The following is a 20,297-nucleotide window of genomic DNA, read 5'->3' on the forward strand; positions in this document are numbered from 1 at the left end:
CCTTACCCTTAGCGTTCGATCGTGCCGGTGCGGCGGATCTTCTTCTGCAGCAGAAGCACGCCGTAAAGCAGCGCCTCCGCCGTGGGGGGACAGCCCGGCACGTAGATATCGATCGGCACAACGCGGTCGCAACCACGCACGACCGAATAGGAATAGTGGTAGTAGCCGCCACCATTGGCGCAGGAGCCCATGGAGATGACGTAACGCGGCTCGGGCATCTGGTCGTAGACCTTGCGCAGAGCGGGCGCCATCTTGTTGGTCAGCGTGCCGGCGACAATCATCACGTCCGACTGGCGCGGCGAAGCGCGCGGCGCGAAGCCGAAGCGCTCGACGTCGTAACGCGGCATGGAGAGCTGCATCATTTCGACGGCGCAGCAGGCGAGACCGAAGGTCATCCACATCAACGAGCCGGTACGAGCCCAGTTGATCAGCTCATCGGTCGAGGTGACGAGAAAACCCTTGTCGGCGAGCTCGTTGTTGATCTCGCCGAAGAACGCGTCGTTGCTGCCGATCGGCTTGCCGGTCGAGGGATCGATAATCCCCTTCGGCTGCTGCGCTACGAGCGTCTGATTGTTAGCGGGGGCTACTCCCATTCCAGGGCTCCCTTCTTCCATTCATAGATAAAGCCGATGGTCAGCACGAGAAGGAAGACCATCATGGACCAGAAGCCGAACCAGCCGATGGCGCCGAAGGAAATGGCCCACGGGAAGAGGAAAGCGACTTCGAGGTCGAAGATGATGAAGAGAATCGACACAAGATAGAAGCGGATATCGAACTTCATGCGAGCGTCGTCGAATGCGTTGAAGCCGCATTCATAAGCCGAAAGCTTTTCCGAATCGGGCGCCTTGAAGGCAACGGCAAACGGCGCAATGAGAAGCGCCAGGCCGATAACGAGCGCGATGCCGATGAAGATAGCGATCGGAATATAGGAACTGAGCAGTTCAGTCATCATGTTCATCCCTGCTTGCGGGCGGCGCCGGGCGGCGCAACTGGGCAAATGCCCGGCAAGCGAACGTGCGTTGCAACAAGCCGTGGTTAGCGCAGCCGGAGCCCCGGCGCAAGACTTTTACAGAAGCTATTCGAACAGCGTGAGACGGACATTATCAAGCAGATGCAACGATGTCGCGACAAATCCGCAAATGTCGCGGAAGGCCGCATGGCTGACCCTCGGAAACTGCATGGCTTTTCGGAGATAAGTGGCGCGAGTGACGGGGCTCGAACCCGCGACCTCCGGCGTGACAGGCCGGCACTCTAACCGACTGAGCTACACCCGCGCATTGGACCTTTCGGACCGTGAGGATACCACGAAACCGGACAGACGGCGTCAATTTGACGCCTGCTTTGAAATGGCGCGAGTGACGGGGCTCGAACCCGCGACCTCCGGCGTGACAGGCCGGCACTCTAACCGACTGAGCTACACCCGCATTCTTTCAAGCAATCCGGTGCCTGAGCACCTTCTCCAAACGGGCTGGCCGTTGGGATGAGCGGCTAACTAAGGGGTTCGCCTTTTAGTGTCAAGCAGGTTTGGAGACAAAACCATGACAGTCCTGAAATTGTTTCGGAAAGCCTTCTCGATCCTCCCGGCAAATCGGCGATTCTGCTTTGCCTGCGGGCCTCATATCCGTTGCGTCAGGTTTTCCACAAGCAGCCCGCACGGATGCGGCGGGGATGCCAGAAACGCCCCTGCCCGCGACAGAGCTTCACGACGGAAGCTCGAATCGCATGCGCTCTCTCAGAGCCTGAAGTCCCTTGCAGCCGCCTCAGGCCTTGCCGGCATATTGTTCGTCGCTGACCTGCTCCAGCCAGTCCGCAACGCTGCCGTTCAATGCTTCCTGGATGGCGATATGGCTCATGGCGGTCTCGGGGCTTGCGCCATGCCAATGCTTCTCGCCCGGCGGGAACCACACGACATCACCCGGGCGTATTTCCCTGATTTCCCCGCCCCATGTCTGAGCGAGGCCTCTGCCTGACGTAACGATCAGCGTCTGACCCAGGGGGTGCGTATGCCAGGCGGTGCGCGCCCCCGGCTCGAAGGTCACGTGAGTGCCCCGCACGCGCGCCGGCTCCGGCGCCTCGACGAGCGGATCGAGACGAACTGAGCCGGTGAAATAATCGACCTGGCCCTTCGTGGAAGGGCGCGAGCCTGCAGTCTTGATATCCATGATCTTTCCTGTTCTTCCGTTGTCTGCGGTTGAAGCCGTCGTGGACAAGGATATTTGATCGCAGCAGGCGATCCAAGCGCCATCGGCAATTGCCGCCCTACCCGGCGCCTGCTACTGCGAGGGCCTTTCATCACGAACGGAGGATTTCCATGAAACATCATGCTTTTGGCCGCCTGCCCTTTACCGTCACCGATGTCGGCTTTGGCGCCTGGCAGATCGGCGGCTCCTGGGGCGATGTCAGCGAAGCGGACGGCCGCGCTGCCTTGAATGCCGCGCTCGACGCCGGCATGACCTTCATCGATACCGCCGACGTCTATGGCGACGGTCGCTCCGAAAAGATCATCGCCGATGTGCTGAAGGCGCGGGGCGGTGAACGCCCGATGGTTGCGACCAAGGCCGGCCGCCGTCTGAACCCGCATGTCGCTGATGGCTACACCAAGGCCAATCTGGAAGGCTTCATCGACCGCAGCCTGAAAAACCTGCAGGTGGACAGCCTCGATCTCGTGCAGCTCCACTGCCCGCCGACGGAAGTGCTCTATCGCCCGGAAGTCTTCGCAGGTCTGGACGAGTTGCAGAAGGCCGGCAAGATCAAGGGCTACGGCGTCAGCGTCGAGAAGGTCGAGGAAGCACTGAAGGCGATCGAATATCCCGGCGTCGTCAGCATCCAGATCATCTACAACATCTTCCGCCAGCGTCCCGATCATCTGTTCTTCAGCGAAGCCCGCCGCAAGAACGTGGCGATCATCGCCCGCGTGCCGCTCGCAAGCGGCCTGCTCTCCGGCAAGATCACCCGCGACACGAAGTTCGCCAGCGACGACCACCGCAACTTCAACCGTAACGGCGAAGCTTTCGATGTCGGCGAAACCTTTTCGGGCGTACCCTTCGAGGTCGGCCTGCAGGCGGTCGAGGAAGTGCGCAAGCTCGTTCCTGCAGGCGCCGGCATGGCGGCCTTTGCGCTGCGCTGGATCCTGATGGCAGAAGCCGTCACCGTCGTCATCCCCGGTGCACGAAATGCCGAGCAGGCCAAGGCGAACGCAGCCGCTGCCGATCTTGCGCCGCTCTCTGCCGACGTCATGGCCGCCACGCGCGAGATCTATGAGCGTCTGATCGCACCGCATGTGCATCAGCGCTGGTAGGCCCTGACTGATTGCTCAGACCCGGCCAGCCGAGATAGCCGGGCCTGATCTATCCATCCGGCCGTGCTGGATCAAACCGTTACGACAATCTTGCCGAACTGCTCGTTCGATTCCAGGAAGCGATGCGCCTCGACGATCTGCTCGAAGGGGAATGTTCTCGATATGACGGGTTTGAGAGCACCGGATTCGAGCCCTTCCAGAATAAACCGCTTTGCCGCGTCCAGCCGGGCCGGATCGCGGGTGATTTCGTGAACGAGATAGCCGCGCAGCGTCAGACATTTTCCGAGCACGGCAGGCAGAGGAAAGGGCGTCGGCGCCGAGCTCAGTCCCCCATATTCGATGAGAATGCCGCCCGATGACATTGCTGCCGTCAGCGGTTCGAAGATCGGGCCTGCCACGGCGTCGAAGACGACCCGTACGCCATCCGCCCCGGCGATTTCCCTCAGCCGTATTTCAAGGTCCTCCTCCTGCGATGCAATGACATGCGCGGCGGCGGCATCCTGCAATGACTGACGTTTCGCCGCGGTCCTCGTGATCGCGATCGGCGTGGCACCCACCATGTTGGCGATCTGGATCGCAGCAAGCCCCACGCTGCTCGATGCCGCGGTAACGGCAATGAAATCGCCCTTCTGCAGCCGAGCAATATCGATGAGCGCGCCATAGGCCGTGAGATATTGCATCCAAGTCGCGGCTGCCGCCACCCAGGAGAGCGACGGCGGGTGCATGACCACGTATTCAGCGGGAAATGCGACCAGTTCGCCATAGGCCGGTGTGCGCACCATGGAAATCGGCGGAATGATGCTGACGCCGTCACCCGGCGCAAAGCCATCGACGCCCTCGCCTACCGCCTCGACGATGCCGGCCGCTTCGAGGCCCAGGCCAGATGGCAGAGGCGCAGTCTCGATGTAGTTGCCGGACCGCAGCAGCGCCTCGGCTCTGTTGATGCCCAGCGCCTTGACGCGGATTTGAACCTGCCCCGGCCCGGGTGCCGGCACATTTACATCCTCGATGCGAAGAACCTCGGGACCACCCAGCTCGTGGAAGCGGATAATGCGTGCCATTTCCATCGACTCCAAAACAATTGAACCGAATGAGCTATGACAAGCGGACTGCAGAAGATAAATTGGTCCAAAGGCAAGACAGAAGAAACCATGAGTTTGCAATATGGATCGTCTCACCAGCATGACCGTCTTCGTGAAGGCCGTGGATCTGGGCTCGTTTGCGGCAGCGGCGGCGGCACTCGGCCTATCCGGGCCCATGGTCGGCAAGCACATCCGCTTTCTGGAAGAGCGATTGGGGGTCAGCCTTATCAGCCGGACGACACGCCGCCAGAGCCTGACGGACTTCGGACGTGCCTATTATGAACGTTGCCGGATGATCCTTGCCGAGACGGAGGCAGCGGATGCGCTTGCGATCGATCATCTTTCCGAACCATGCGGAAAGCTGCGTGTCACCATGCCCGCGCATTTTGGCCGGCATTGCGTGCTTCCGGTTCTGATCGAGCTTGCAAAGCGATATCCGAACCTCCAACTCGATCTGTCGCTCAGCGATCCCATTACCGATCTCGCCGATGACGGTTACGATCTCGCGATCCGGACCGGCGAACTAGCAGACAGGTCAGGCATTATCGCGCGACGCGTCGCGCGCCAGCGCATGGTGGTCTGCGCCTCAGCGGGCTATCTCGATGCGCATGGTAGACCTGAGCAGATCGAAGATATCGGCAGGCACAATGCGATCATCTACGCACGCTCTGCCCGCTTCAGCCCATGGCTCTTCCCGCATGGCGACCAGCCTCCGGTGGAAGTTCGGCCAAACAGCCGATTGCGGCTCGACGATCTCGATGCGATTGCAGATGCAGCAACGGCCGGCATGGGGCTTGCCTGGCTGCCCTACTGGCTCATCCGCGACCGCGTACAGGCTGGAGCGCTGGAAGTGCTTGCCGGGTCAGCCGGAGTTTCTTTATGACTGCCATGCGCTCTGGCTGCAGACACCGCACCTGCCGCTCAGGATCCGTCTTGCCGTCGACGCATTGGCGGCCGCTCTGCCCAAATTCATGGTCTAGGTCCGTCGGGTCGTCAGAGTGATCGAGCCAAAGAAAAAGGCCAGGCAAAGCCCGGCCTTTCCATTTCGCGGGAATGCGAACTCAGTTCGTTGCGGTCAGGTTGACCGGGAAGAACAGGGTTTCGCCCGAGGAGTCGCTCACACCGTCATTGTCGGTCACGGCATAGGCCTTGCCTGATGCGTCGAAGGCGAAACCTTCCAGCTTGTCGAGAACATAGCCATTGGTGGCCGACTTCAGGTCGCCGATGAAATCATGGGCTTCCGTCTTCTTGACGACCGGCAGTTCGGCCCCGAGCTTGCCGGGCTTCAGGTCGGAGATTGCGACCTTGTAGAGCTTCTTCAGCTTGGCCGCATCGCCGACGAGGTTGTCGCGCTCGATGATATAGACGCTGTCGCCCTGTGCGGTGATTTCGGAGAGACCGACCCAGCCGCTCTCGGTCTTGTCGAGCGGGTAGCGGACGCCACCCCATTCCTTCTTCTTCGGGTTGTAGGAGAGGAGCTTCACAAAGCCCTTCTCGTCATCGTTCCACTCGCGCTGAACGGCCATCCAGAGCGTTGCGTCGTCGCCGGTGCCGATAATCGTGACACCTTCGAAGCCGTAGCGGATTTCGTTGGTGAGCAGTTCCTTCGGCAGGGCGATCTCGGTCTTGATGTCGCCCTTGGCAGTGACGTTGTAGAGCGCATGCGGAACCAGGCGCTCGGTATAGCCTTCCGAAGCCAGCCAGAAGGAGCCGTCGGCAGCAACAGCGATGCCTTCAATGTCGAGCTTCTGGGCCGGAGCGCCGTCACGCTTGACGACCAGCGCGTCGGTGATGACGGCCGGCTTCTTGGTGGCGTCGATCGTGTAGATCGTCGGCTGCGAACCGAGGACGCTGTCGCTGACGGCGTAGAGCATGCCCGGCTTGCCAGGAACGGCAGCGAGGCCCGAAAGAGCTGCAAAGCCGATCGGATTGCCGTCCTTCTCGGCGGAGACAATGTGCGGATAGGCCTTCTCACCTTCGCCGCGCTCGTAGATCATCACGTGCGAACGCGCACCGCCGTCTTTGCCGAGGTCGAGTTCGTTGGCGGTCGCAAGCAGGTTACGCTGCGGAATGGCGATCGCGCCTTCCGGAGAAATACCCGACGGCAGGATCTGCAGCAGTTCCGGATCGGCGCCCGTGTCCTTGTAGACGCCGACGACGGAAGCGCGCTCGGCGAGCAGGAAGAACAGGTTGTCAGCGCCGAACTTGGCCGCTTCGAGACCTTCCGGCTCGACGCCCTTCGACGAGGAGCGGCTTTCCGGATAGTGGCCGAGAGCGGCGACAGCACGCTCGAAGGAGCTGCCGGATTCGAAGAGAACCTTGCCGGTCTTGTCGAAGATGGTGAAGCCGCGCGAGCCACCTTCATAATCGCCTTCGTTGGCGACGACGAGACGGTTGTCGTCCAGCCACTTCACAGCGTCGGGCTCGCGATGGACGCCCTTCTTCTCGCCGGTGAATTTCAGGGCGCCGTCACGCTTGGTGTCGATGCCGGTGAGATCAACGGTGCCGGCAGAGAAGTGCGTCTTCACTGTGCCGGTCGTGCCGTCGAGGATGATGATCTCGTTGCTTTCCTGCAGGGTCAGGGCGATTTCGTTCTGGCTGTTGAAGGCAACGAATTCCGGCTCCGGATCCTCCGGGGCAACGCCAGCGAGGCCGGTCAGGGCGACGTGCTTGATCGTGCCGCAATCGACGGTACCGTCGGTCTTGACCTGGAAGACGACGAGGTCGCCTGCCGGCATCTGCGGGATCTTGCCGTCGTTGACCTCTTCGTCGCGCTCGTTTTCGATCGCGATGGTGCCGAGCGTCCTGTCCTTGTTGAGGGCAATCGAATCAGGCTGGCCGCCGAGATCGCAGGTGGCATCGATCTTCTTACCGGCGATATCGACGATCGCCAGACGGCCGGACGGCTTCTGCTTGCTTTCGCCAGTGTTGACGGCGACGAGCGCCTTGCCGGCTGCAGTCGTGACCGAGGTCGGTTCACCGTCCATCATCAGCGCGCCGCCGGCCTTGGGTGCCTTGGCATCGGTGATGTCGATGAAGCCTATCGCGCCGAGCGGGCTGTCGCTGTAGATCAGCGTGTTGCCATCCTGCGAAGCGGTGATGATCTCGGCCGAAGTGGCCGAAAGCTTGTCCTTGTCAGCCGGCAGGTTGGTCGCGACCGGGAAAGAGGCGATGCGGTTGAAAACCGGCTCAGCCGCTGCCGGGAAGGCAACGGATGCAAAAAGCACGGCAGCGAGCGCTGCCTTGCGCGAAGACAATGTCATTGAAAATCCCCCAATGTCGAAAAAATCGAACAGAGGTTTTTTGCGGGACTGCCATGACAGACACATGACAGCCTGCGACATTTTGTACGGTTTGCGTCAGGCCGCCTGCCGTTCGCGACGCATCTCGTTGCGCATGATGAACAGCGACGCGGCGAGGATAAGCGCAGCGCCGAGCCACAGATAACCAGCCGGCGCATAGCCGAAGAAAAGCCAGCCGGCGAGCACGTTCAGCGGCAGTTTCAGGTCGTCGAAGGGCTGCACATAGGCTGCGTCGGCGCTGGCATAGGCGAGCGTCAGCAGATATTGCGCCACGACCGTCAGGAGGCCTGCCAGAAGGAAGAGAGCAAGTGCGGCGCCTGTCGGCACCACAAAGCCCGCCGCGAGCGCCAGGCCGCCATTGATCGGCGTCAGCAGCACCAGCAGCCACACGGTGATCGTCTCCGGCTTCTCAATGCCGGTCAGGCTCTTGGTGACGAGCGAAGAGGCGCCCCAAAGCAGGGGGCCGAGATAACAGGCAGAAGTGCTGCCCAGGTGAAGCTGTCCGACCATGGCTGGAGGATGATCATGGCGCCGATAAAGCCGACACCTGTCGCCATCCAGCGAGCGGGGCCAACACGTTCACCGAGGAAAAGGCGTGCGCCGAGAATGATGAAGAAGGGCGAGGTCATGACGAGCGCGATCGCCTGCCAGATCGGCACGGAGGCGAGGCCGGAGACCCACGCCTCGACGCCGAGCGCGGCAAAGACGACACGCACGATATGCCGCCACGGATAATCCGTGCGCATGGCGGAAAGGCCGACCTTGCGCAGGAAGGGCAAGGAGAAAAGGAAGGCGAAGCCATATTGCCAGAAGGCTGCGGAAGCCGCCGGGAAGGCAAGCGTCATCGTGAGCCACTGGGTGACGACATTGAGGAGCGAGAAGACGACGCCTCCAAGCACCATGAAGGCCGCACCGGCAAAGGCGCGGGAATGCGAGATTGCAAGGGAATTCTGATTCATGTCTTCCATCCGGAATAGGGACCAAACATAAATCAGGACGCATGAGGCTATAGAACGCAGGCGCCGACAGATCCCTGCCCGCGCGCGGCCATGCTCATTCTCTTTCATCCGGACTTTAACCGTCGGCTCCGGAATCACACCGGATCTGCTGACCCTTCCCAAACCAAGGCTTGAGAAGGCGCTCGCGGGCTCAGGCCGTAGCCCTTACCGCCGGTGGGGACTTTCACCCCGCCCTGAGAACATCGCCGTCGTAAGGCAAAGCGCTGCATGCCGCAAGCGGCGAAAACAAAAAGGGGTCCGGCGATGCCGAACCCCCTCGAAATCCTGCGCGGCCGTTCTCGTTTACGGCCGGCGGACAATCTCGTATCAGCCGTTGACGGCGTCCTTCAGGCCCTTGCCGGGCGTGAACTTCGGCACGTTGCGTGCCGGAATGTCAACTTCGGCGCCGGTCGACGGGTTGCGACCCTTCGTGGCAGCACGATGAGAAACCGTGAAGCTGCCGAAGCCAGCGAGACGAATGTCGCCCTTGTTCTTCAGCTCGGCCTGCACAACATCAAAAACTGCGTCTACGGCAGATGCTGCGTCAGACTTCGTCAGTCCAGCCTTTTCGGCTACTGCGGACACGAGTTCATTCTTGTTCATGTTTCCACCCCTTTCTAAATGGTTTGAAACAACTCAATCTGTAAGCTAGGCGCAGAAATCGCTTTCATCAGGCCCGCCGAGAACCCAAAAACCCTGCAAATCAAGGAAAAGCAAGCGTCTACATGACGTTTTCACAAAAAAGGCCGGCGTTTCCGCCGGCCTTTTTCGCTATTTGCAACAATTGGGCATAAATGTGGCCGCCAAAGCTCAATGAGCAATGGCTGCACCTGCATCATCGAGCCCTTCGACCGTCGCGATGACGGGCGTTTCGACCGTGCCATCCCACTCGATCGGCTCGGGGCGACGAAGCAGCGCGTGCTTGATCACTTCGCCCATACGCGAGACCGGAATGATCTCCATGTTGTTCTTCACGTTGTCCGGAATCTCTGCCAGATCCTTGGCATTCTCTTCCGGAATCAGCACCTTCTTGATGCCGCCGCGCAATGCGGCCAGCAGCTTTTCCTTCAGGCCGCCGATCGGCAGGACACGGCCGCGCAGGGTGATTTCACCCGTCATTGCCACATCCTTGTTGACCGGAATACCGGTCATGATCGAGACGATCGCGGTTGCCATCGCGACACCGGCAGACGGACCATCCTTCGGCGTTGCGCCTTCCGGCACGTGCACGTGGATGTCGCTCTTGTCGAAGAGCGGCGGCTGGATGCCGAAATCGACGGCGCGCGAGCGGACGTAAGACGCCGCTGCCGAGATCGATTCCTTCATGACTTCCTTCAGGTTGCCGGTGACGGTCATGCGGCCCTTGCCGGGCATCATGACGCCTTCGATCGTCAGCAGCTCGCCGCCGACCTCCGTCCAGGCAAGACCCGTGACCACGCCGACCTGGTCCTCGCGCTCGGCTTCGCCGTGGCGGAAGCGCGGAACGCCAAGATAATCGTCAATGTTCGCTGCCGTAACGTGAACTGACTTCGTCTTGCCCTTGATGATCTCTGTGACCGCCTTGCGGGCGAGCTTCATCAATTCGCGTTCGAAGTTACGGACACCAGCTTCGCGGGTGTACTGCTGGCTGATCGCCATCAGCGCATCGTCGCTGACCGAGAATTCGCTCGGCTGCAGCGCATGTTCCTTGATGGCCTTCGGCAGCAGGTGCCGCTTGGCGATCTCGCGCTTTTCGTCTTCGGTGTAGCCGGCGATACGGATGATTTCCATGCGGTCCATCAGCGGAGCCGGGATGTTCAGCGTATTCGCCGTCGTGATGAACATCACGTCCGACAGGTCGTATTCGACTTCCAGGTAGTGGTCCATGAAGGTCGAGTTCTGAGCCGGATCGAGTACCTCGAGCAAAGCCGAAGACGGATCGCCGCGATAATCCTGGCCGAGCTTGTCGATCTCATCGAGCAGGAACAGCGGGTTGGACTTCTTCGCCTTCTTCATCGACTGGATGACCTTGCCGGGCATCGAACCGATATAGGTGCGGCGGTGGCCGCGGATTTCGGCTTCGTCACGGACGCCGCCGAGAGCCATGCGGACATATTCGCGGCCGGTTGCCTTGGCGATCGACTGGGCGAGCGAGGTCTTGCCGACGCCCGGAGGGCCGACGAGGCACAGGATGGGGCCCTTGATCTTGGTGGCACGAGCCTGGACCGCCAGATACTCGACGATGCGCTCCTTGACCTTTTCGAGACCGAAGTGATCGGCTTCGAGGATCTTCTCGGCATTGTTGAGATCGGCCTTGATCTTCGACTTCTTGCCCCAGGGAATACCGAGCAGCCAGTCCAGATAGTTGCGCACGACGGTGGCTTCCGCCGACATCGGGCTCATCTGGCGCAGCTTCTTCAGTTCCGCATCGGCCTTTTCACGGGCTTCCTTGGACAGCTTGGTTTTGGCGATGCGCTCTTCCAGTTCGCTCATCTCGTCGCGGCCTTCCTCGCCGTCGCCGAGTTCCTTTTGGATCGCCTTCATCTGCTCATTCAGGTAGTATTCGCGCTGGGTCTTCTCCATCTGGCGCTTGACGCGCGAGCGGATGCGCTTTTCGACCTGCAGGACCGAGATCTCGCCTTCCATGAAGCCGAGCGCCTTTTCGAGGCGAGCCTTGACGCTGGTGGTTTCCAGCATCTCCTGCTTCTCGGTGATCTTGATCGACAGGTGCGAGGCGACCGTATCGGCGAGCTTGGAATAGTCGTCGATCTGGCTGGCCGCACCGACTACCTCGGGCGAGATCTTCTTGTTGAGCTTCACGTAGCTCTCGAATTCCGACACGACGGAACGCGACAAAGCTTCCAGTTCGACCGGATCGTCATGCGGCTCTTCGAGCACATGGCCGAGGGCTTCGTAGAAATCCTCGCGGCTCGTGTAGGTATCGATCTCGGCGCGCGCACGGCCTTCGACCAGAACCTTTACGGTACCGTCAGGCAGCTTCAGGAGCTGCAGCACGTTTGCGACCGTACCGACGCGATGGATCGCAGACGGGTCCGGATCATCATCGCTGGCGTTGATCTGGGTGACCAGCATGATCTGCTTGTCGGAACCCATGACCTCTTCGAGCGCGCGGATCGACTTTTCCCGTCCGACGAACAGCGGGACGATCATATGGGGGAATACCACGATGTCGCGCAGGGGGAGAACAGGATAGGCGGTGCTGGTGCTCGCTACAGACGTTTTCTTCGTCATTTTTATTCCTTTCCATCGTCCCGTTACCGGGCTCTTTGGCGCGGCCGCTTGGGACCGGCCGACACTCTCACTTGTTGTTACAAGTGGAGGTTCTGACTACGCTTTTCAAGCCACGTTAACGCCCGCGTTCCACGGTTGTGACAGCTTTATTACATGGAACGCCAACACAATGAAGCGCCTATCTGGAGCGACGCTTACCATTTCCGAACCGCCTAAAATAACAACGCCAGCAACACGCTACGGAATCACAGCATCATTGCCAAGGGTCATCCTTTGCGCAATATCGGCGACGGCTGTTTTCAACCTTGCCCGCAACTATTATCAGCGCCCGGCACCTGTTTTCAAATAGAAAGGGGCCCGCACAAGGCAAGCCCCTTAAAATAACGGTTCTCAGCTCAAGCTTCAGGCCGAAACGTTTGCCTTCTCGTCCTGACGGTCGGCGTAGATATACAGCGGACGAGCCGAGCCGCGTGCGACCTCTTCGGAGATGACGACTTCACGAACGCCTTCCAGCGCCGGCAGTTCGAACATCGTGTCGAGCAGGATCTTTTCCATGATCGAACGCAGGCCGCGAGCACCGGTCTTGCGGATGATCGCCTTGCGGGCGATTTCGCGCAGCGCGTCCTCGTGGAAGGACAGCTCCACGTCTTCCATCTCGAACAGGCGCTGATACTGCTTGATCAGCGCGTTTTTCGGCTCGGACAGGATCTGGATCAGCGCATCCTCATCGAGGTCTTCCAGCGTCGCCAGAACCGGCAGACGGCCGATGAATTCCGGAATGAGGCCGAACTTGACCAGATCTTCCGGCTCCAGTTCGCGCAGCACTTCGCCGACGCGGCGGTCGTCCGGTGCCTTGACACTCGCGCCGAAGCCGATCGAGGTCTTCTCGCCGCGGGCAGAGATGATTTTGTCGAGGCCTGCGAAGGCGCCGCCGCAGATGAACAGGATGTTCGTCGTGTCGACCTGCAGGAATTCCTGCTGCGGATGCTTGCGGCCGCCCTGCGGCGGGACAGAGGCAACCGTGCCTTCCATGATCTTCAGAAGCGCCTGCTGCACGCCCTCGCCCGACACGTCTCGGGTGATGGACGGGTTGTCGGACTTGCGGGAGATCTTGTCGACTTCGTCGATGTAGACGATGCCGCGCTGGGCGCGCTCGACATTGTAATCCGCAGCCTGCAAAAGCTTCAGGATGATGTTTTCGACGTCTTCACCGACATAGCCGGCTTCCGTCAGCGTGGTCGCGTCGGCCATCGTGAAGGGAACGTCGATGATGCGGGCGAGCGTCTGGGCAAGATAGGTCTTGCCGCAGCCGGTCGGGCCGACCAGCATGATGTTCGACTTCGCCAATTCGACATCGCCGTTCTTGGAGGCGTGCGCGAGACGCTTGTAGTGGTTGTGAACGGCGACCGACAGGATCTTCTTCGCCTGACGCTGGCCGATGACATATTCGTCGAGGACCTTGATGATGTCCTGGGGCGTCGGGACGCCGTCACGGGACTTGACCATCGAGGACTTGTTCTCCTCGCGGATGATGTCCATGCACAACTCGACGCATTCATCGCAGATGAACACGGTCGGTCCGGCAATAAGCTTCCGGACTTCATGCTGGCTCTTTCCGCAGAAAGAACAATAGAGGGTGTTCTTACTGTCGCCGCCGTTGCTGCCGCTGACCTTGCTCATATCACTTTCCTTCCAGCACGCCGCATTTCGAACGCGAAATCGCGGTCCACTCAATCAGCTCCCTGGCAGCACTCCCTACCCGGAGTTCCTGCCGACAAGGGCTTCAGGGGGTACGAACCGGGCCCAATCAATCATGTCCGGGTACCGGCGGCAACGAATTCCCCTTCGAATGCCGAATGCTATGTCACAAAAATTCAACATAGCATTAATAGTTACTATTAGCGTCTCCGCCGCCAGATGAAACCCCTTGTTCAATCACAAATGGGATAGAACTGTGGCGGCGAAAACACCATCCCTATTAATTACTAGGCCTGATCGCCTTCCATTTCGATGCGCGAGGTCAGAACCTTGTCGATAACGCCCCAGGTCTGGGCCTCGTCCGCATCCATGAAATGGTCGCGATCAAGGGTCTTTTCGACTTCCTCATAGGTACGGCCCGTGTGCTTCACATAGACCTCGTTGAGGCGGCGCTTCATCTTCAGGATGTCGCGGGCGTGACGCTCGATGTCCGATGCCTGGCCCTGGAAACCGCCCGAAGGCTGGTGGACCATGATGCGGGAGTTCGGCGTGGCGAAGCGCATGTCCTTGTGGCCGGCCGCCAGAAGCAGCGAGCCCATGGAAGCGGCCTGACCGATGCAAAGCGTCGAAACGGCCGGCTTGATAAACTGCATCGTATCGTAGATCGCCATGCCGGCGGTAACGACGCCGCCCGGAGAATTGATGTAGAGCGCGATTTCCTTCTTCGGGTTTTCGGCCTCGAGGAAGAGAAGCTGGGCGCAGACGAGTGTCGCCATATGGTCCTCGACAGGGCCCGTCAGGAAGATGATGCGTTCCTTGAGCAGGCGGGAATAGATGTCGTAGGAGCGTTCACCGCGATTGGTCTGTTCCACAACCATCGGCACGAGTGCCATAGCGGTATCGACTGGGTTTCTCATGTGCGTCCTTTTAACGTCTTTCCGGCGAAAGCCGGGAATCAAAGAAAAATGCCTTGTCCCTACATAGAGTGTCCCAGCCCCCCTCTTCAAGACACGCATAAGGATAACGTTAAGAAGCGGGCGCGACATATGGCTTTGACATTTCCCTATCCCGTTTCTCCCAAACGCCTGTTAACGGCGAGGCCAGACCTTTGGCTCTCACAGTTTTTCTCTGCGACAGGATGAAGGAAGGCTTACTACATTCGACTGATCTCATGGACATTTACCTCGCGGAAAGCTTACCGGCAGATATCGACGAAATTGCCGACCGCAGACTTGCGCCATTAATCAAACGGCGAGCTTCTTCGGCAAGGATGCGACCAATTCTCAAGGGGTTGCCGCCGTGTTCAATGTCACTACAGGTCTGTCCATCTGGTGTTCCGAGGCCCTTACTCTGGCTCTGGTTCTGTTCGTGGCCTGGCGCCACAACCAGAAGAGCGGCGCCTACCTTTATTGGGGGCTCGGCTTCCTGTTCAGCGGCATCGGCTTTGCGCTGATTGCAGCCCGCGGCGAAATCCCCGACCTGCTTTCCATCGAGATCGGCAATGCCGTCGCCCTGCTCGGACAGAGTGCCTGGGTCGCCGGCTTCCTGGCGCTCGACCGCAAGAAGATGGAATGGTGGGCGCTGCTGCCGCCGGCAATCTGGCTTGCGGGCGTCTTCCTGCCGTGGATCAACGAGGATTATTCCAACCGGGTCATTCTCTACAATCTCTCCTCGGCGACCGGCGCCACCGCGCTTGCCATGGCGGTCGCCGCCGGCGACATCCGTCGTGAGCGCACACGCATCATGCTGATGGCGATCTTCGTGCTGCAGGCCTTCCTCTGCTTCGGCGTGGCGCTGACAATGGCGCTTATTCTGCCTTCGGATGGGGAAGCGACGAATTTCAGCGGCGTGGCCGCCATGGCCAGCGCCTTCCTGCTCACCATCGCCTTCGCGCTCACCTGCCGCCTCATCATGGAACGATCGGAACGCCACCTGCGCCTCCTGACGTTGACGGATGCGCTGACCGGCGTGCTGAACCGCCGCGGCCTGCTCGGCTATTTCGACAAGATCCAGGAAAAGGCGCATGACGAGCAGCAGCAGGTCGGTGTCATCCTCTTTGACCTCGACCATTTCAAGCGCGTCAACGACCGCTTCGGCCATCAGTCGGGCGATGCCGTCCTCACCGCCTTCGCCCGCCTTGCCCGCCAGTATATCCCGAACAATATCTTCGGCCGCATGGGCGGCGAGGAATTCGCGGCCTTCGTGACCGTCCGCGACCAGACGGAAGCGGAAGCGCTGGCGGAATCGATCCGCGCCGAATTCTGCCGCCTGCCCGTCAGCACGGGCGAGGCACTGATCCCCGCCACCGTCAGCGTCGGCATCGCGCTCTCCTCGGCGATCGAAGCCAATATCGACCGGCTGGTGTCGGCCGCCGACCGGGCGCTCTATTCGGCAAAGGCTGCCGGCCGCAACTGCACGGTCGTTTTCGGCGAGGAAGAAGCGGCGGCACCCGCGCCTGGCGAGCCGAACTCCCATGCCGGCGAACTCGTGCCGACCGTCGACGATCAGGTGGAAGCACTGCGCCGCATGGGTGTACTTTCCCGCGCCGGATAGAGCACCTCCGTTTTTCTTCGAACCACGAAAATGCTCTATCCTTTTGTTTTTACGCAATTCCGGACGCAAAACCGCTGCACACTTTTGCTGGAATTGCTGTAAACCGCCATCTTTTCGAGGCTTGGCAAATCCGCTAAGCCTCTGCTCATGATGATACCGCCCTTCCTCAAGATCGATCCAGCCACCCGCCATGTGTCGCTCGACGGCAGCGACCCGGCCTTCTATGGCAACCCGAACGCAGTCTATGCCGCGCTCCATGCCCATTGTACCACCTTCTATTGGGAACAGCAGAAGCAGTGGTTCGTCACCAACTACGATCATGTGAACGGGCTGCTGCGCGACCGTCGCTTCGGCCGGCAGATCTTGCATATTGCCAGCCGCGAGGAGCTCGGCCTTCCCGAGCCCGAGCCGCATATCGCCGCCTTCGATCTCGCCGAGCGCTATTCGCTGCTGGAGCTGGAGCCGCCGGAACACACGCGGCTGCGCACCCTCGTCAACCGCGCCTTCGTCTCGCGCCATGTCGAGAGGATGAAGCCGGAGCTGGAAGAGCTCGCGAACAGGCTGATCGACGGCTTTGCAGACAGGGGCGAGGTCGAGCTTCTTTCGGCCTTTGCCGATATCATCCCGGTGACGATGATCGCCCGCATGATCGGCATTCCCGAAGAAATGGGGCCGCAGCTCCTCAAGTGGTCGCATGCCTATGTGCGCATGTATATGTTCGGGCGCACTCGCGCGGACGAAGATGCTGCCGAGCAGGCAGCACGGGAGTTTTCCGATTATGTGAAGACGGTCATTGCCGAGCGCCGCGCTGAACCGCGCGACGACCTGCTGACGCATATGATCCATACTGAGCACAAGGGCCAGTACCTGACGGAAGACGAGCTCATCTCGACGACCATCGTGCTGCTCAATGCCGGCCATGAGGCGACGGTCCACCAGATCGGCAATTCCGTGCGCATCATCCTGGATAGCGGCTACAACCCGGCTGAGCTTTTTCGCGACGAAACCGCCACCGAGCGCACGGTCGAGGAATCACTGCGCATCTGCGCGCCCGTCCACATCTTCCAGCGCTGGGCGCTCGAGCCTGCCGAGATCGACGGCATCGCGTTCAAGCGCGGTGACAAGGTGAGCATGATCCTGGCCGCCGCCAATCTCGATCCGGCAAAATTCAGCGATCCCCTCACCTTCAAGCCCGATCGCAACGAGGCGCCCAATCTCTCCTTCGGCGCCGGCATCCACTTCTGCATCGGCGCGCCGCTGGCGCGGCTGGAGCTCAACGTCGTGCTGCCGATCCTGTTCAAGCGGCTGCCGGGGCTCAAGCTTGCGAAGACGCCCGTCGTCAAGGACGTCTATCATTTCCACGGCCTCGATCGTCTGGACCTCGTCTGGTAGGCCATCACACTCACAATCCTGAAACGAAAACGGCCGGCAAGCTCATCGCGTGCCGACCGTTTCTGTTCCGCGAGGAAATATCGCATCAGCCGTAACGGCCCGTGATGTAGTCTTCCGTGCGCTTGACCTTCGGCGACTGGAAGATCTGCGCCGTCGGGCCGTATTCGATCAGCTCGCCGAGATACATGAAGGCGGTGTTGTCGGAGATGCGGCTTGCCTGCTGCATGTTGTGGGTGACGATGACGATCGTGAACTCGCCCTTCAACTGCGCGACCAGCTCTTCAACCTTGGCAGTCGAGATCGGGTCGAGGGCCGAGGTCGGCTCGTCGAGAAGCAGGACTTCCGGTCGCAGCGCCACGCCGCGGGCGATGCAGAGACGCTGCTGCTGGCCGCCGGAAAGGCCGAGGCCGCTGCCCTTCAGCTTATCCTTGACCTCATCCCAGAGAGCGGCCTGACGCAGCGCCTGCTCGACGCGCACGTCCATATCGGCCTTGTTGAGGCGCTCATGGTGGCGAATGCCATAGGCGATGTTGTCATAGATCGACATCGGGAACGGCACCGGCTTCTGGAACACCATGCCGACGCGGGCGCGCAGTTCATTCATCGAAAAGCTCGGGTCGAGAATGTTCTTGCCGTCGAGTTTGATCGAGCCGGTGGCACGCATCTTCGGATACAGCATGTAGATGCGGTTCAGGATGCGCAGCAGGGTGGACTTGCCACAGCCGGAGGGACCGATCAGGGCCGAGACCTGGCGCTCCGGGAAGCTCAGGCTCACATCCTTGATCGCGTGGGCGTCACCGTAGTAGAAATTGACTTTCTCGAGGGAGATCTTGTCTCTCGCCATCGGCTTTTCCAGCTTGCTGGTAGTATCGATAGTGTCTGCAGACTGAAGCATCATTTCCCACCTTTTCGGTTCAGGACGGAGCGCGATACGACGCTCAGGATTAGAACGACGGCCGTCATCACGAAGGCACCGGCCCATGCAAGATTCTGCCATTGCTCATAGGGGCTCATGGCGAACTGGAAGATGACGACGGGAATGTTCGCCATCGGCTGCGACATATCCAGGCTCCAATACTGATTGTTCAGAGCCGTGAAGAGGAGCGGCGCGGTTTCGCCCGAAATGCGGGCGATCGCGAGCAGGATACCGGTGAGGATACCCGTGGAGGCGGCGCGGTAGAGAACGTTGACGGTGACCTTCCAGCGCGGAATGCCGAGCGAAAGGGCTGCCTCACGCATGACATCGGGAACCAACCGCAGCATCTCGTCGGTCGTGCGCACCACGACCGGCAGGAAGATGAAGGCGAGCGCGATGCCGCCGGCAAAGCCGGAGAAGCGTGAAGTCGGGCGGACGACCACTTCATAGACGAACAAACCGATGATGATCGACGGCGCCGAGAGCAGGATATCGTTGACGAAGCGGATGGCCTCGCCGAGTTTCTTGCCGCGGGCGAATTCCGACAGATAGGTGCCGGCCAGCACGCCGATCGGCGTACCGATGATAACAGCGAGAACGACCATCAGCAGGCTGCCCATGAAGGCGTTGGCGAGACCACCGCCGTCTTCGCCGGGCGGCGGTGTCATTTCCGTGAGAAGGCTGGGGCTCAGCGCAGACAGACCGTGGATCAGCGTCGTCCAGAGGATCCACACCAGAAAGACCAGGCCGAGTACGGTCGCGAGGCAGCAAAGCGTCAGCGCGATTGCGCTTCCAATCTGGCGGCGGCGGTAAAGGGAACCCGAATAGGTAGCCATGATTATTCCCCCCTCTGCTTTGCCATACGCACCAGCATGAGCTTGGCGGCCGCCAGAACGATGAAGGTGACAACGAAGAGGATTAGGCCAAGTGCTGCCAGCGACGACCGGTAGAGGTCGTCCGAAGCCTCGGCAAACTCATTGGCGAGCGTTGCGGCAATCGAGGTGCCGGGCTCCATCAGCGACACCGCAATGTTATGGGTGTTGCCGAGGACGAAGGTGACTGCCATGGTTTCCCCGAGTGCGCGGCCGAGACCAAGGAAGATGCCACCGACGACGGCCGTGCGGGTGTGCGGGATGACGATGTCGCGCACTACTTCCCACTTTGTCGAACCAAGCGCATAGGCCGATTCCTTCAGCTGCGCGGGGACGACCAGGAAGACGTCACGCATGACCGAGGAAATGAAGGGGATGATCATGATCGCCAGCACGATGCCTGACGTCAGCATGCCGATACCGAGCGGAGCCCCCGAAAACAGCGCGCCGATCAGCGGGATCGGACCCAGCCAGTCGATGAGCACCGGCTGGATGTAATCCGACATGAACGGAGCAAAGGTGAAGAGACCCCACATGCCGTAAATGATCGAGGGGATGCCGGCCAAAAGCTCGACGGCGCCGCCGATTGGCCCGCGGATCGAGCGCGGCGCAACTTCGGTAATGAAAACCGCGATACCGAGGCTGACGGGAACGCCGATGATCATGGCGAGCGCAGAGGTGACCAGCGTGCCATAGATCGGCACAAGACCCGCGAACTTCTCAGCAACCGGATCCCATTCAGTGCCGGTCAGGAAGCCAAAGCCGAAGGTCCGGAACGCGAGAAGCCCGCCCAGGGCCATGGAGACCGCCGCTGCCAGCAGGGCGGCGAGAACAAACAGGCCGCAGCCCAAGACTATCCAATAAAAAATCCGATCGCCTGCGGCGCCGTCGCGGCGCTTCACGCCCGCGGTGTCGGCGGGCAGCGATGCCAATGCTTCGCTCATATCCGTACGCT

The 20,297-nt window shown here is 60.5% G+C and carries 15 protein-coding genes, 2 tRNA genes, 2 pseudogenes and 1 riboswitch; of the genes and pseudogenes, 4 read left to right on the forward strand and 15 right to left on the reverse strand.

Annotation, left to right across the window (positions count from 1 at the left end; genetic code table 11):
• Positions 1 to 8: 8 nt before the first annotated feature.
• From AC1DM5_RS18070 to AC1DM5_RS18090, 5 genes are all read right to left on the reverse strand, one after another.
• A complete protein-coding gene (locus AC1DM5_RS18070; RefSeq protein ID WP_477822553.1) occupies positions 9 to 593 on the reverse strand; it encodes a NuoB/complex I 20 kDa subunit family protein in 585 nt (194 codons plus the stop codon).
• Positions 584 to 949: an NADH-quinone oxidoreductase subunit A gene (locus AC1DM5_RS18075; protein ID WP_007823878.1), complete on the reverse strand. Its 366-nt coding sequence runs from the start codon at positions 947 to 949 to the stop codon at positions 584 to 586. The genes AC1DM5_RS18070 and AC1DM5_RS18075 overlap by 10 nt, the downstream gene beginning before the upstream one ends.
• 248 nt (positions 950 to 1,197) lie before the next feature.
• A tRNA-Asp gene (locus AC1DM5_RS18080) sits at positions 1,198 to 1,274 on the reverse strand.
• A gap of 73 nt (positions 1,275 to 1,347) precedes the next feature.
• A tRNA-Asp gene (locus AC1DM5_RS18085) sits at positions 1,348 to 1,424 on the reverse strand.
• 336 nt (positions 1,425 to 1,760) lie between these two features.
• Complete coding sequence (locus AC1DM5_RS18090; RefSeq protein ID WP_477822552.1) at positions 1,761 to 2,162, reverse strand: (R)-mandelonitrile lyase; 402 nt, start codon at positions 2,160 to 2,162, stop codon at positions 1,761 to 1,763.
• A gap of 149 nt (positions 2,163 to 2,311) precedes the next feature.
• Here AC1DM5_RS18090 and AC1DM5_RS18095 point away from each other — a divergent pair, with 149 nt between their 5' ends.
• Positions 2,312 to 3,298 (forward strand): aldo/keto reductase, encoded by a 987-nt coding sequence (locus AC1DM5_RS18095; protein WP_477822551.1) that lies wholly within the window; start codon positions 2,312 to 2,314, stop codon positions 3,296 to 3,298.
• A gap of 71 nt (positions 3,299 to 3,369) precedes the next feature.
• On the opposite strand, the gene AC1DM5_RS18100 is transcribed toward AC1DM5_RS18095, so the two are convergent.
• Positions 3,370 to 4,359: a zinc-dependent alcohol dehydrogenase family protein gene (locus AC1DM5_RS18100; protein WP_477822550.1), complete on the reverse strand. Its 990-nt coding sequence runs from the start codon at positions 4,357 to 4,359 to the stop codon at positions 3,370 to 3,372.
• A gap of 103 nt (positions 4,360 to 4,462) precedes the next feature.
• Between AC1DM5_RS18100 and AC1DM5_RS18105 the strand changes: the two are divergent.
• Positions 4,463 to 5,360, forward strand: a pseudogene (locus AC1DM5_RS18105) (LysR family transcriptional regulator).
• Positions 5,361 to 5,441: 81 nt separating this feature from the next.
• On the opposite strand, the gene AC1DM5_RS18110 reads toward AC1DM5_RS18105, so the two are convergent.
• The 6 genes and pseudogenes from AC1DM5_RS18110 to clpP form a co-directional block, all read right to left on the reverse strand.
• Positions 5,442 to 7,643: an esterase-like activity of phytase family protein gene (locus AC1DM5_RS18110; RefSeq protein WP_477975378.1), complete on the reverse strand. Its 2,202-nt coding sequence runs from the start codon at positions 7,641 to 7,643 to the stop codon at positions 5,442 to 5,444.
• A 96-nt stretch (positions 7,644 to 7,739) separates the two neighbouring features.
• Positions 7,740 to 8,650, reverse strand: a pseudogene (locus tag AC1DM5_RS18115) (DMT family transporter).
• An 83-nt stretch (positions 8,651 to 8,733) separates the two neighbouring features.
• A riboswitch (FMN riboswitch) is annotated at positions 8,734 to 8,886 on the reverse strand.
• A 121-nt stretch (positions 8,887 to 9,007) separates the two neighbouring features.
• Positions 9,008 to 9,283, reverse strand: a complete 276-nt coding sequence (gene hupB / locus AC1DM5_RS18120; RefSeq protein ID WP_003558438.1) for a DNA-binding protein HupB — start codon at positions 9,281 to 9,283, stop codon at positions 9,008 to 9,010.
• Positions 9,284 to 9,490: 207 nt separating this feature from the next.
• Positions 9,491 to 11,911, reverse strand: coding sequence for an endopeptidase La (gene lon, locus AC1DM5_RS18125; RefSeq protein ID WP_477823540.1), 2,421 nt, complete (start codon positions 11,909 to 11,911; stop codon positions 9,491 to 9,493).
• Between the two features lie 402 nt (positions 11,912 to 12,313).
• Complete coding sequence (gene clpX, locus AC1DM5_RS18130; protein WP_192727478.1) at positions 12,314 to 13,591, reverse strand: ATP-dependent Clp protease ATP-binding subunit ClpX; 1,278 nt, start codon at positions 13,589 to 13,591, stop codon at positions 12,314 to 12,316.
• A gap of 305 nt (positions 13,592 to 13,896) precedes the next feature.
• Positions 13,897 to 14,526 carry an ATP-dependent Clp endopeptidase proteolytic subunit ClpP gene (gene clpP, locus AC1DM5_RS18135; RefSeq protein ID WP_007819825.1) on the reverse strand — a complete coding sequence of 210 codons (630 nt, stop codon included), beginning with the start codon at positions 14,524 to 14,526 and terminating at the stop codon, positions 13,897 to 13,899.
• Between the two features lie 382 nt (positions 14,527 to 14,908).
• Here clpP and AC1DM5_RS18140 point away from each other — a divergent pair, with 382 nt between their 5' ends.
• Positions 14,909 to 16,162 carry a GGDEF domain-containing protein gene (locus AC1DM5_RS18140; RefSeq protein WP_477823541.1) on the forward strand — a complete coding sequence of 418 codons (1,254 nt, stop codon included), beginning with the start codon at positions 14,909 to 14,911 and terminating at the stop codon, positions 16,160 to 16,162.
• Positions 16,163 to 16,309: 147 nt separating this feature from the next.
• A complete protein-coding gene (locus AC1DM5_RS18145) occupies positions 16,310 to 17,554 on the forward strand; it encodes a cytochrome P450 (RefSeq protein WP_477975380.1) in 1,245 nt (414 codons plus the stop codon).
• An 85-nt stretch (positions 17,555 to 17,639) separates the two neighbouring features.
• Here AC1DM5_RS18145 and pstB read toward each other — a convergent pair whose 3' ends face one another.
• Genes pstB through pstC form a run of 3 tightly spaced genes read right to left on the reverse strand, consistent with a single transcriptional unit; the run spans position 17,640 to position 20,286 of the window.
• Positions 17,640 to 18,398 (reverse strand): phosphate ABC transporter ATP-binding protein PstB, encoded by a 759-nt coding sequence (gene pstB / locus AC1DM5_RS18150; protein WP_310382952.1) that lies wholly within the window; start codon positions 18,396 to 18,398, stop codon positions 17,640 to 17,642.
• 50 nt (positions 18,399 to 18,448) lie between these two features.
• On the reverse strand, positions 18,449 to 19,306 hold the full coding sequence (pstA, locus tag AC1DM5_RS18155) for a phosphate ABC transporter permease PstA (RefSeq protein ID WP_477823543.1): 858 nt from the start codon (positions 19,304 to 19,306) through the stop codon (positions 18,449 to 18,451).
• A gap of 2 nt (positions 19,307 to 19,308) precedes the next feature.
• Positions 19,309 to 20,286 carry a phosphate ABC transporter permease subunit PstC gene (gene pstC, locus AC1DM5_RS18160; protein WP_477975382.1) on the reverse strand — a complete coding sequence of 326 codons (978 nt, stop codon included), beginning with the start codon at positions 20,284 to 20,286 and terminating at the stop codon, positions 19,309 to 19,311.
• Positions 20,287 to 20,297: the final 11 nt, after the last annotated feature.

This window comes from Rhizobium sp. 01T437 (assembly GCF_056398505.1).